The organism is Nocardia carnea (genome assembly GCF_029868325.1).
GTDB lineage: Bacteria > Actinomycetota > Actinomycetes > Mycobacteriales > Mycobacteriaceae > Nocardia > Nocardia carnea_C.
The window spans coordinates 24533-36656 of sequence record NZ_JARWNW010000200.1 but is presented as its reverse complement, the minus strand read 5'-3'; the positions used below and the strand labels follow the sequence as shown (position 1 = coordinate 36656).

At 59.5% G+C, this 12124-nt stretch carries 12 protein-coding genes; 6 read left to right on the top strand and 6 right to left on the bottom strand.

Going from position 1 to position 12124, the window contains the following annotated elements:
• Together QH196_RS16685 and QH196_RS16680 are read right to left on the bottom strand one after the other, a co-directional pair.
• Positions 1-279, bottom strand: a 279-nt coding sequence (locus QH196_RS16685; protein WP_280416718.1) for an NAD(P)-dependent oxidoreductase, incomplete at its 3' end; no start/stop codon positions are given.
• A gap of 68 nt (positions 280-347) precedes the next feature.
• A complete protein-coding gene (locus QH196_RS16680) occupies positions 348-1676 on the bottom strand; it encodes an MFS transporter (protein ID WP_280416717.1) in 1329 nt (442 codons plus the stop codon).
• Between the two features lie 307 nt (positions 1677-1983).
• Between QH196_RS16680 and QH196_RS16675 the strand changes: the two genes are divergently transcribed.
• From QH196_RS16675 to QH196_RS16650, 6 genes are all read left to right on the top strand, one after another.
• Positions 1984-2778 carry an IclR family transcriptional regulator gene (locus tag QH196_RS16675; RefSeq protein ID WP_280416716.1) on the top strand — a complete coding sequence of 265 codons (795 nt, stop codon included), beginning with the start codon at positions 1984-1986 and terminating at the stop codon, positions 2776-2778.
• Between the two features lie 531 nt (positions 2779-3309).
• On the top strand, positions 3310-4422 hold the full coding sequence (ald, locus tag QH196_RS16670) for an alanine dehydrogenase (protein WP_280416715.1): 1113 nt from the start codon (positions 3310-3312) through the stop codon (positions 4420-4422).
• A 213-nt stretch (positions 4423-4635) separates the two neighbouring features.
• The gene (locus tag QH196_RS16665; protein ID WP_280416714.1) at positions 4636-5136 is read left to right on the top strand and encodes a MaoC family dehydratase; all 501 of its coding nucleotides are present in this window, start codon (positions 4636-4638) and stop codon (positions 5134-5136) included.
• A complete protein-coding gene (locus tag QH196_RS16660) occupies positions 5133-6077 on the top strand; it encodes an amidohydrolase family protein (RefSeq protein WP_280416713.1) in 945 nt (314 codons plus the stop codon). The genes QH196_RS16665 and QH196_RS16660 overlap by 4 nt, the downstream gene beginning before the upstream one ends.
• 16 nt (positions 6078-6093) lie before the next feature.
• Positions 6094-6549 (top strand): hypothetical protein, encoded by a 456-nt coding sequence (locus QH196_RS16655; protein WP_280416712.1) that lies wholly within the window; start codon positions 6094-6096, stop codon positions 6547-6549.
• 120 nt (positions 6550-6669) lie between these two features.
• Positions 6670-7776 carry a zinc-dependent alcohol dehydrogenase gene (locus tag QH196_RS16650; RefSeq protein WP_280416711.1) on the top strand — a complete coding sequence of 369 codons (1107 nt, stop codon included), beginning with the start codon at positions 6670-6672 and terminating at the stop codon, positions 7774-7776.
• Positions 7777-7850: 74 nt separating this feature from the next.
• Here the strand turns inward: QH196_RS16650 and QH196_RS16645 are convergent, their stop codons facing one another.
• The 4 genes from QH196_RS16645 to QH196_RS16630 all read right to left on the bottom strand — a co-directional run bounded on the left by QH196_RS16645 (position 7851) and on the right by QH196_RS16630 (position 12122).
• Positions 7851-8954 carry an NAD(P)-dependent alcohol dehydrogenase gene (locus QH196_RS16645; protein ID WP_280416710.1) on the bottom strand — a complete coding sequence of 368 codons (1104 nt, stop codon included), beginning with the start codon at positions 8952-8954 and terminating at the stop codon, positions 7851-7853.
• Positions 8955-9291: 337 nt separating this feature from the next.
• Positions 9292-10035: an SDR family oxidoreductase gene (locus QH196_RS16640; RefSeq protein ID WP_280416709.1), complete on the bottom strand. Its 744-nt coding sequence runs from the start codon at positions 10033-10035 to the stop codon at positions 9292-9294.
• Positions 10036-10062: 27 nt separating this feature from the next.
• Entirely contained in the window at positions 10063-10884 is an 822-nt protein-coding gene (locus QH196_RS16635; RefSeq protein ID WP_280416708.1) for a hypothetical protein, read from the bottom strand.
• Positions 10884-12122 (bottom strand): MFS transporter, encoded by a 1239-nt coding sequence (locus QH196_RS16630; protein ID WP_280416707.1) that lies wholly within the window; start codon positions 12120-12122, stop codon positions 10884-10886. Before QH196_RS16630 ends, QH196_RS16635 begins: the two co-directional genes overlap by 1 nt.
• Positions 12123-12124 lie beyond the last annotated feature (2 nt).

The following is a 12124-nucleotide window of genomic DNA, read 5'->3' as shown; positions in this document are numbered from 1 at the left end:
GGGCTCGATGTCATTGGTGAAGATCGACGCCTGGGCGGTGTCGGGGGCCAGCAGCATGATGACGTCGGCCCACTCCGAAACCTCGGCGGGGGTGCCGACGGTCAGGCCGGCCTCTTCGGCCTTGGCCCGCGACTTGGAGCCTTCCTTGAGGCCGATACGGACCTCGACGCCGGAATCGCGCAGGCTCAGCGAATGCGCATGCCCCTGGCTGCCGTAACCGATCACCGCGACCTTACGGCCCTGGATGATCGACAGGTCGGCATCGTCGTCGTAGAACATCTCGACTGCCACTGGTAATACCTTTCCTCTTATTGCTTACTTTGCTTCAACAAACGGCGCACTTACGTTCACTCCACCGCACTTTGAGATTCCTGATAGGTTGGGCGACTTTCAGGTTGCGTTTCGCGGCGCTCAGACCTGGTTCGGTGCGCATCGATAGTCATAACCGTCAGGGCGGCGATGAGGATGCCCACACCGACTATCCAGAACCCAGAAGATACATTGCCGGAAACCGCAAATACCCCGATGAGAAGGGGGCCGACAAGACCGCCCATGTTTCCGCACAGATTAATGAATCCGACTGAGGCACCGGTCTGATTCCGAGGAACAATCTGCATTACCCACGTCCACCAGAGGGCCAGCGTGGCATAGATGGCCCCTGCCGACAGCACCAGCATCAAGAAGCTGAACACTCCTCCTACATGAACGAAGTGGTGGATCATAATTGCAACCCCACTCAGTCCTATCGAGGGAGCGATCCAAACACCCAATGACCTCCCCGCAGAGACCGCCGCTTTGGTTGCTAGGTACATAGCAACCGTTCCGATGATAAATGGGATCGCCGTGAGAAGGCCGACCACTAAAGAGCCTCTGCCGGTCATCTCACCGATAACTGTCGGTAGCCAAAGTGTCAGGGTGTAAATTCCCATGACCCAGAAGAAGTAGACCGAGCCCAGTATCCACACTGTCGGACGCTTGAACAGTTGAAGCAACGAGGATTCATCCGCGGTGTGCACGTTCCTGTTTTGGATGATATATGCTCGCTCATCGTCGGATATTTTCTTGTCGCCTTCAGGGTTCTCACTGATGGAGAAATGTAGCCACGCTGCAACCGCAAATGCGGGAACAGCCTGAATGACGAACATCGCGCGCCAGTTCGTCGCTTCTATCAACCAGCCAGACATCGGTGCCATCACCACGGTCGAGAGTGGGACCGTGTAGTTAGTGAGGCCTACGGCGAGGCCACGTTCACTGGACGGATACCAGCTGATGAACATGACAGCAAACGCCGGGAAGATCATGCCTTCAGCGAGACCCAGAGCGATTCGAGCGACAAGCAGTATCACATAGTCATGAACCAAGCCGGTAACGCCCGCAGACAGCCCGATAACCACCATGCAGACGACGATGATGGACTTTGCATGCCCCCTGTTGGCCCATGCTCCTGCCGGCATCCCACTAATGACGTAGCCCCAGAAGAACGCAGAGAACACCAAACCCATGGCGGCGGAGCTGATCTGTAGTTCATCTGCCATGTGCGGCGCTGCCACGCTGATGTTCGTGCGATCCATGTAGCACACGAAATATGTTACAAACAACGGAATGCCGACCCGGGACCATCGTGCTTGTTTTAAATCGATCCGCGGTCTCGCATTCACCTTTGAATGCTCGGTCAAGATGTGTTCCCTTCTGGCATCCGAGGAGGCGATGTTTCGGAGCGGCTGATCGCATGAGATGCCTCACTCAGTTGGGTTGACTGTGATGTAGATATCAACCCGCGTCAATTGACGACGGCCGTTTTGGGTGGTTCTGTTCCGCATCGCGGGATGAGCAGGGGCGGCAGGCCCCGGCAGGCTCGCATGGCGTTGAGGCCGCATGGACGCTGCGCCAGCCTTGACGTAGGATGGTTGCCCCGTCGTGCGACCAGCCCATACTCTGGCGCCGGCGGCGGTCATCAACGCTGGTCGGCACGAGGAGGCGACGGTGGTCGGCAACGAGATGAATAGTCCGCCAGCTCGAACACAGAGTGTTCAGCGCGCCCTGTCGCTGTTGTCGTTGATCGTCGATGGCCACGAGGATCGTTCGGGCTCGACACTTTCTCAGCTCGCTATTGCCTCAGGGCTGAGTAAGTCGACAGCGCATCGACTACTTGCCGAGCTGGTGCAGAGCGGATACGTGAAGCAGACGCACGACAACCGATACATCCTGGGCTCCCAGTCCTACCGCATGGGGTCCACAGTCGGTGGGCGGCAGGACTTACAACAGCAGGTCGTGCGATCCATTGAACGGTTGGCGCAAATATCCAAAGACTCGGCGTTCGTTTCACTGCGCCGAGGCAACCACTCGGTATGCCTTTATCGAGTCGATGGCACGATTCCGAGCCGGTGGCGAGCGTCGAAGGTCGGCGACATGTATCCGCTGGGAGTCGGGTCCCACGGTTTAGCCATGCTTGCGGCGTTACCTCCCATGGAAGCGATGACGGTTGTCGGGGCCAACAAGTCCGAGATTGCACAAAAATTCCCATCGATGTCGGTAAATGAGATTCTTCAGCGTTCGGAATCGATCCGCAAGAACGGCGGAATTGCGGTCAATGAAGGAACAGTATTCCCCGGATCTTGGGCGATAGGCGTTGCTGTCACTGACATTTCAGGCGGCCCCCAGCTTGCGCTGAGCATCGCATCCAGCAGCGCTAGGCTTCGCCCCAAACGCCAAATCGACTTAGCATCGAACTTGAAGGAAGAGGCGTCTCACCTGGCGTTGCTTCTCAGATATGCCTAACACGCTGCGGTTGACATTTTCACGATTCCCCTGGTGACAGCTGTCCCCGCCGCAGCACAGATGCCCGTGACGGTGCCACCACTTGGGCCACGACCGTTCACGACTCCAATGGCTGCTCACAACCCAGACCCCCGACTGCCGCACAAGCCCCTCTATCAAAGTCCACGCGGGGCCGGATCGACTTCTTCGGCCGACCGGACCGGGCCCGTAGGGGTCCGACCGCGGCGGACCCATTACAGCCTGGGCCGGTCGAGATCCCTCTTTTAGCTCTTGCCGCTGCGGTGAATCGCGATCCGCGGCAATCCTGACCTAGCCGGCGGCCCCTGCCACTAGAGGCCGGTTCCGGACGGTACGAAGAGAGTCCACCTGCTGCGAACGGGCGAAAGCAGTCGGCCGCCATTGACATGTTGCGCGACATGTTCCTATGCTACATGACATGCGATCCGGAGACTCCCCACTCTCTGCAGTTCGGAACCGGGTGGCCCTCGGCGAGAACACTGCCGAACTACTTTTTCGCCAGAGAGGTGCGTCATGAAGATCGGTGTCCCGAAGGAAATCAAGAATCACGAGTACCGGGTCGCACTGACTCCGGCAGGGGTCCACGAACTGGTGGCTAATGGCCATGAGGTTGTGGTCGAGGCCGGTGCGGGCAGTGGCTCGTCGATATTCGACGACGAGTACTCCGCAGCTGGCGCTCGTGTACTCAGCGAAGCCGGAGATGTGTGGGCGAGCGCCGAGATGATTCTCAAGGTCAAGGAGCCCATTCGCGAGGAATACGGCAACATGCGGGAGGGACAGATACTGTTCACCTACCTGCATCTCGCTGCGGACAAGGCCCTCACCGAGGAGCTCCTGGCTCGCAAGGTCACTGCGATCGCCTACGAGACCGTCCAGACCGACCTGGGCGGCCTACCGTTGCTCGCACCGATGTCGGAGGTCGCCGGCCGCCTGGCTCCCCAGGCGGGCGCGACGACGCTTCTCCGGAGTTCCGGTGGCCGAGGAGTCCTTCTCGGTGGAGTCCCGGGTGTCCTCCCCGCCAAGGTTGTCATCATCGGCGGTGGGGTTTCTGGGCAACACGCCACCCGGATAGCAGTGGGGATGGGGGCCCAAGTTACCGTCCTGGACAAGAATCCCCATGCGCTGAAGGCGATCGACAAGGAATACCACGGTCGCGTTCGAACGCTCGTGTCCAACACCTTCGCCATCGAACAGGAATGCCTCGACGCCGATCTCGTCATCGGTGCGGTGCTGGTCCCTGGTGCGAAAGCGCCGACACTGGTCTCCAATGACCTGGTCGCACGGATGAAGCCGGGCTCTGTTCTCGTGGACATCTCCATCGACCAAGGCGGCTGCTTCGAGGATTCTCGCGCCACCACCCATGCCGATCCGACGTATACAGTGCATGATTCGGTGTTCTACTGCGTCGCCAACATGCCCGGGGCCGTAGCGAACACATCCACTCACGCACTCACCTCGGTGACGCTGCCCTACGCCACTGCACTGGCCGACTGCGGCTGGCAGGACGCCCTGCGTGCAGATCCAGAACTCGCTCGTGGTCTCAATACGCACAACGGTCTTCTCACCAACGCGCCCGTGGGCGCCGCACTGGGTCTCAGCACCGTCGAGGTGGGCTCCGTACTCTGACGCGCACACGCGAATCGATTGATACTCCGGTCCTCGATGCGTCGGCGAATACAGGGTTCTCACCGACCGGCTCCCCAAGACCTCCACGGTCGGTAACGCACATGACTGGCAGCAGCTTTCGCAATTTCTTCATCTCTCCTTCTGGCGGTCGGTACATCAGATTGGCCAGTTCCAGCACTTACCGTGCTGCGTAGCATTCCCGAAAGGTTCGTTATGACTTCACTCCAGCAAGATCCGCCGGGAGGCGACGTCCCGGCCCCCGTAGATCTGCTCGAAGGCCGCTATTACGAAGAGGTCCAGGTAGGACAGCGGTTTATCGCTCCGGCCGTCACGATCACCGAGAGCATGATCACCACCGCGTGTGGCCTGTTCCAGGACCTTGCTCTACTGCACCGTGATCACCGCATTGCCGCAGAGAACGGGTTTCGCGGCCCGATCGCGCCCGGAGCTCTCACCATGGGGGCTTGCATCGCTCCCCTTGCCCTGGTTATCGGTAAGAAGACCGCAACCCACCTCGCCGACGAGATCACCTACCGGGCGCCCGTATATGCCGGCGACACGCTCGATATCGAGATCATCGCCGTACGCCGCGAGAAAAAAACCCGGTTCGGGCTCATCGAATACGCGACACAGGTGACCAATCAGGACGGCCGAACAGTGGCAGACATTCTCACCAAAATGGGCCACGCCTACACCCCGGAGGGAACAGCATGACCGACCGCAACTGGGATGTCGTCGACACCCACGTGCATCTGAACAGGACGGCGCAGGAGGGTTGGAACGCGCGAACGATCGAGGACCGCTGGGACCGAGGCGGAGACCTCCCGCAGCTGAACCGCTATATGGCCGAAGCCGGCGTGGCCGCCTCATGGATCATCAACGCGTGGCCGACCGAGGCAATGGGTCAGGCCATGCGCGCCCGGGCCCCGCAGGACCTCTCGGAGGAGGCGCATGCTGCTTTCGAAAAACGCATGCTCGAGCTTCAGCGGGAGCGGTGCGACCGCAAGAACGCTTGGCTGTGTGAGGTCGCCGCGGCGAATCCGCGGAAGTTCGCTGCACTCGTGGGTGGCATCGACCCCTACTTCGGCGCCGACTGGGTCGAAGACCAGGTAGTCAAATATCACGCCGCCGGTGCCCGCGGCGTGAAGATCATCTCGACCTGGGGTCAGTACTACCCATCGGATCCGGCACTCGAGCGCGCGTTCGCCAAGATCGAAGAACTCGACATGGTGATCCTCGCTCATAGCGGCGGCCTCGACGGACATGTCGGTCATGCCGAGCACGACGATTACGCGTTCCCGGTGCAGTGGCGCCCAGTTCTCGAGCGCCACCCCAAGCTCAAGGTTGTCATGGCCCATCTGGGCTATTTGCAGCCGCTCACCGGTTATGGGAGCGAAATGCACGACCAGCGAGTGCAGATGGCAAGGGATTTCGAGAACGTCTACTTCGATCTGTCCTGCGGTTTCGAGGAGGGCTTCGACGAGGTAGGTATCGAATCCGTGCGCCAAGTCGGTGTCGACCGGTGCCTCTGGGCATCGGACTGGCACAGCCACCGGGCAATTCTCGGTCTGCAGGGCGTGAAGCAGTCGCTGCTCGCCGACGACGAAAAAGCCGCGATCCTCGGCGAGAACGCCCGCCGAGTTCTGCCTCTGTGAAAGGTCCAGACTTCAGATGAGCATCGTCACACCCACCACAAATCTGCACGACTCGGCGGTCGAGCAGATCGCCCGATCCATGTTTTCCTTCGCCAACGGCGAGGTGTATCCGGGCCTCATCAACCCGACCTGGGGTACCTACACAAATGTGGGCGAGAAGAGGATGCCGGTCCACCATCGCTGGGAGCACACCCTGTATCCCGACATCGTCATGGTGGACACGGCCAGGGACAACTCCCCCCGACTGATCGTCGAGGTCGAGACCGAGGACACCATCAACGAGGAAACCCTCGACCGGGTATGGAAACTCGACATGGACGAGTGCCCGATCTTTTACCTCTTCGTACCGGCCGGAACCGCAACCAAGACCGCCGAGCTGCTGTTGAAGTTTCGCGGAATGTGCAAAATCCCGCGCGCGCTGTACACCTATGAATTCGACGAGCTGTACAACGTCGTTGTGACACCGGTCTGATGGACTGCCTGCGAAGCCCGCTCAGGATTGCCGAATCCTCAGCGGGCTTCGTTCTTTCGGACGCAGTCCACCCCACAAGCCGATCGACATCGGACACGAACACGAAGGTAGAACGCCAATATGGCATCGACAGCAACGGCCGCCGTTTTGGACAGTCCCCGAAAATTTACATTCCGCGAGTTCCCAGTCCCTGAAGCCAGCACCGACGATGCCATCCTTCGTGTCGAAGCCAGTGGCCTCTGTGGAACGGACTACGAACAGTACCTCGGTGGACTCGGTTTCGGTCAGGGACTCCCGATAGTCCCAGGCCACGAAATCATCGGGCGCATCGAAAGCATCGGCGGATCAGCGCAGTCGCGCTGGGGTGTTGCGCTCGGTGACCGCGTCACCGTCGAACCGATCATTCCCTGCGGTGTCTGCCCGGGATGCATCGAGGGAGCCTTCACTCGGTGCCAGTCCGGTCTCGGCTACGGGATGTACCAGAACATCGACACTGCACCCGCACTGTGGGGCGGATATGCGACACACGCCTATCTCCATCCGCGCGCACTCGTCCACAAGCTCCCCGAGAACGTCCCCTCGGACATTATGACGCTGGTCAACCCCTTATCCAACGCAATCCGCTGGATCTACGAGGTCGGTGGAGTAGGCCTCGGATCGACCGTCGTGATCGCGGGGCCCGGCCAGAGAGGTCTGCTCGCGGTCGCCGCAGCCAAGAAAGCCGGGGCCAAGGAAATCATCGTCACCGGCACCAGCGCGGACGAAGCGCGGTTGGGCGTTGCACGGCATCTCGGAGCCACAACTATCATCAAGGTCGAGCGCGACGATCCCGTCGCCCTGGTCAAGGCAGTCACGGCCGGCCGCATGGCAGATATCGTGCTGGACGTATCCGCCGGATCGATGGCACCGATTCTGCAAGGTATCGATATGCTGCGGCCGGGGGGCCGGCTCGTCCTCGCTGGCCTCAAAAGCGGACAAATGCTCAACGATGTTCCCATCGATCGAATCGTCTTGAGCGAGATCGAATTGAGGGGTGTCATCAGCGGCGGCTACCGCTCCACACAACTGGCCATAGAAATCATTACGGAGAGCGCTGAACTTCTCGCCCGGCTGTGCACTCACACTTTTCCCCTACGCGAGGTCGAGAGCGCAATTCGCACATTAGGCCGCGAGGTATCCGACGGCAAAGACGCAATACATATCACCCTCGCCACGGAGTTGCAGTAGTCCGCCGCAACGGTGTGTTATGCGCCACCAGTCGCGGCGCACAATACACCGTTGCGGCCTCTACCCCTCGATCTTCATGGCATGACAAGGACAGCCTTTACGGTTGTACCGTTGTGGGTGTCGGCGATGGCCTCGTTGATCTGGTCGAACCGATATCGGGTGATCAGTCGATCGAAGGGAAATTGCCCGGCCGCGTGCAGTGCAAGCATCTCCGGGATGAAGCGCTGGGGCACCGAATCTCCCTGATAGACCCCGATCACTGTCTTACCGGCCGCGGAGATCAGATCCAGGTCGACGGCCGAACCGGGTTTGGCCACTCCGACGAGTGCGATCTTCCCGCCGAGCGCAGTCGCTCGAATCAGTGTAGCGATCACGGACGCTACACCTGTTGTGTCCACCGCGTACGGTACGCCATCGCCGGTCAATTGCAGTATGCGAGCGGCGATGTCTTCTTCGTTTCCGTTGATCACGTGTGTCGCGCCGAGACTCTTCGCAACTTCGAGTCGCTCGGAGACCACGTCGATCGCAATAATCGTTGTTGCGCCGGCTACTTTGGCAGCCATGACAGCCGCCAACCCGACCGATCCGGTACCGGAGACAGCGACTACCGAGCCTGCCGATACGCCGAGGGAGTTGAGTACGCTTCCGGCCCCGGTTTGAATGCCGCATCCGAGCGGTCCCGCGATGTCCAGAGGGGCGTCATCGGGAAGTACCACGACGTCACGTGCCGAAGCGATGACGTAAGTAGAGAATGACGATTGGCCGAAAAAGTTTCCGTGTACGGCCTTTTCGTCCTTGTCGCGCAGGGTGATAGATCCGTCGTCGCGCGCGCCGGAAAAGTTCCGGGTGCCGAACTTCAAACAGTACGCCCGCCGGCCGGACAGACAGTTCCCGCAGTCGCCACATGCAGAGAACGAAATCACCACTTGATCCCCTACAGCGATGCCGGCCACTGCCGATCCTACTTCGGCCACTACGCCGGCTCCTTCATGACCAGGGACAAGCGGCATTGCTTGGGGCAGATGTCCGTGCTGTACCGCAAGATCGGTGTGGCACAGGCCTACAGCGGTAATTTTCACCAGCACTTCGTCGGGGCGTGGTTCGTCGATGGTCAGTTCTTCGAACCGGAATGGCCCATCGATCTCTCGTACCACTGCTGCGGTGACGGTCGTGGTCATGTCCACCTTCTCAATTTCTAGGTACACGAATATTCCTCGAGGTACTCGACGCCGACTTCGCGACGGGACCCCGGCTTCTTCACGCCGCCGGGTGACGTGGCAACGTGGGAAGGCGCATCATTGTTGATGCCTGGCAACGTGGATTGGTTCCGGTAGCCGCCGACAAGAATGCTGACGCCAATTCCGTCGTCGTCACAGGGCCCAGCCAGAGGTCCCGGCGGGCCCTGTGATCTGAAGACCATGTCACGAAGCAACTGGCGGCCGTAGCCTCGTCATAACTCTGGCCGACCTGCCGATTGGAACGACGGTGGGACTCGACTGAGCCGGCAGTGCATCCCTACCAAACTTGTCGGGTCGGGGAAATCAGAAGATCATTTATGGTGACTTCTGCTGGTTGGTCGATAGCGTACAGCACCGCGAGTGCAACAGATTCCGGCTCAATGGCAATTTTTGCCAGCTCTCCGGCTGATGCGCGCGCTGTGGGATCAGAGAGTTTGGTTTCCCATCCGGTATTGATAACACCAGGACTGATCGCAGTGGCCCGTATACCGTGCTCAGCGCTCAACTCCTTTCGGAGGCTGTCGGTAACCGCCGAAACGAAAAACTTAGTCGCGCTATACACACCTGCCCCGGTATGAGCAACGTGTCCGGCCAGGGACGCCATGTTTACGATGTGGCCGGATCCCCGCTCCAGCATCCGCGGAAGCACCGCATGGATAGTGTTGAGATAGCCACGGATATTGACATCGATCATTTGATTCCACTCGTCGAGCGCCAGGTCCTTCCAGCTCGAAAAGAACATAAGGCCAGCGTTGTTGATCAGCACATCGACGGTGCCGAACCGTTCCACCGCGAAATCCACGAGCTCCTGCGCCCTCGCCGGATCGGTCACGTCTACCACAAATGGGTCAGCTGTACCGCCCTCCGCCCTGATCCCGTCGACCATCGTCGCCAAGCCTGCTTCGTCGAGGGCTCCGCCGACTACCAGACCTCCGCGCCCAGCTATTGCCCTGGCCGTCGCAGCTCCGATTCCGGATGAGGCTCCGGTAATCACTACCACCTTGTTTCTGATGCTATTCACTCAGCAACCCTTTCTGTTTGTTTGCGTTCACTGCATGGCCAAATGACAAAGTCGAGACAATAGCGAATCGATGTCGATCTGCCGATAGCTCTCTACCAAAACATCCTCGGACATTCGCGCTTCCAGACGTTGCTTAGCTTTTTCGAAGTGGACCGACGGAAGCTCCCCGAGACGCTGATCCACTATCGCTGCCCACTTGGCGATATCGGAAATATTCGAAAGGCCTGGCAGAGGTACGGGTGTCCCGGTTTCGACACGCCACTTGAAAAGTGCCGAGCCCGCGGCCGGGTAGATCGTATCGAAAATATTCTCCAAAGTGTGTGCGTCCGATGTGGTCAGCTCCCAATCGGCTTTACTCTCGACCCCGGACGGATCGTACTGGAAACAAGAGCGCAGACGGTCGCGTGCGCTAGCTATTTCGGCCCAGGAGCTTGCTCCGTCACGAAGCCGATCATATGAACCCAGACACCCGGCCGGCACCGCGATTCGGGTGATTGCGTGCGCGTTGATCGAGTCCAATACGGCAAGTGGGTCGTTCGGCAGAAAGAGCTCTTTCCTGGGGGGCCAGATGTCGAAGTTGTTGAAGTCTCCATGTCGACCCCCGACGTGGAACAGGTACACCTCCGGGTAGGTTGGTGACCGATCGATTCGCTCGGTCTTCACCGAGTAGAATTTTGCGATGGCGAGTTGCATCAACAGGCTCGCACCCAAGCCGCCCAGTGGTTCGTCGACGACGATTCCGAATCGGTCCTGCGCGGTCCACTCCGGGAACACAGCGTGTGGATCGATATTGTTTCCGTTCAATGTGGAGCTGAACATGCTCACCGATAGCTGACGTGCGGCGTGCATTATGCGATCCGATCATGTTGTGAAGGGTTCATTTTCTTGTTCGCCTGGGCTTCGATGCAGTCCGGGCCGGGAGCCGGAGACGAGCGCGGCTCGCGAGCGAGCAGGAATGCAGACGAAGCGAGAGCGGCTGCTGCTCCAAGTACCAGCCATCCGGTATCAGGCCCGCTGAGTTCGGTAACACGCCCGTAGATGTATGGAAAGAGAATTGAGCCGCAATTTCCCAAGGTCAGAACCAGGCCGAGCGCGGTACCGAAATCTCTCGACGCTATCTCATCGGGATACTCGCCAGGCGATACCGTACAGGGAGAAAAGTACATCATGCCGAGAAATCCGACGCCTGCCAAGATGATCCACACGGTTATGGAGTTCGCGAAGGGAATACTGATCAGAAGGATCGCCAGCATGACGGCGGGAAGCCACAATGTGGGCAAATAGCGTCGTGCGCCATCGGCAAAGTAGCCACCGATAAGCGCTCCGGGTATTCCGATCAGCAGCATAACGGTAGAGACAAGTGAGGCGTTCGGGGAAGAGAATCCGAGTTCGGTTTCGACGTATCCAGGGCTCAGCTGAGACACTGTGAACAAGGCGCCGTAGGCTCCCACGCTGCCGATGCCGATTGCCCACATGGATCGGGATCGCAAGCATCTGGATGTCGAGGCCCAGGAGAAGTGGCCTCCATCCAAATCCGCCATACCCCGTGGGGAACGTAGAACGCCGATCGCCAACAATGTTACGAGCAGTCCGAATGCTGCGGCGACCAGAGTGCTGGACCTCCAGCTCATCCATCGAGTGAGGTAGTCCCAGAAATACAGGCCGAACGCGTTACCTGCGGTAGCTCCGAGCCCATTGATGAAGCCGCCGACTATCATGCGCACATTGGTGGGACTGGACCATGCTACGGCGAGCGGGATGGCACTTCCCACGATCGCCGACATTCCCATGCCGCCGAGCACTCGGGAAAGAAGCAGGGTCCAGTATTCGGTCGACACGGCGAACAAGACGGTGGACGCAGACATGATGATGGACCCCGTGACAGCGACTGTTTTGAGCCCGTATGCGGCGGAGAAGAATCCGGCAGGAATATGAAAAGTCGCATAACCAAGAAAGAACGCTGACACCATCAGTGCGGTTTGCGAAGGCGAAAGGGCGAACTCTTCGCCGATCGAAGAGAAGGCCGGCACAGTGCAGTACATTTGAAGCCCATAGGAAAAGGCCAGAGCGACCACAACGGTGATCACGA

Bases quoted from the DNA above. Each gene is read 5' to 3' on its own strand.
- ald (WP_280416715.1), top strand. From the start codon at position 3,310: ATGAAGATCGGTGTCCCGAAGGAAATCAAGAATCACGAGTACCGGGTC.
- QH196_RS16665 (WP_280416714.1), top strand. From the start codon at position 4,636: ATGACTTCACTCCAGCAAGATCCGCCGGGAGGCGACGTCCCGGCCCCC.
- QH196_RS16660 (WP_280416713.1), top strand. From the start codon at position 5,133: ATGACCGACCGCAACTGGGATGTCGTCGACACCCACGTGCATCTGAAC.
- QH196_RS16655 (WP_280416712.1), top strand. From the start codon at position 6,094: ATGAGCATCGTCACACCCACCACAAATCTGCACGACTCGGCGGTCGAG.
- QH196_RS16650 (WP_280416711.1), top strand. From the start codon at position 6,670: ATGGCATCGACAGCAACGGCCGCCGTTTTGGACAGTCCCCGAAAATTT.
- QH196_RS16645 (WP_280416710.1), bottom strand. From the start codon at position 8,954: ATGACCACGACCGTCACCGCAGCAGTGGTACGAGAGATCGATGGGCCA.
- QH196_RS16635 (WP_280416708.1), bottom strand. From the start codon at position 10,884: ATGCACGCCGCACGTCAGCTATCGGTGAGCATGTTCAGCTCCACATTG.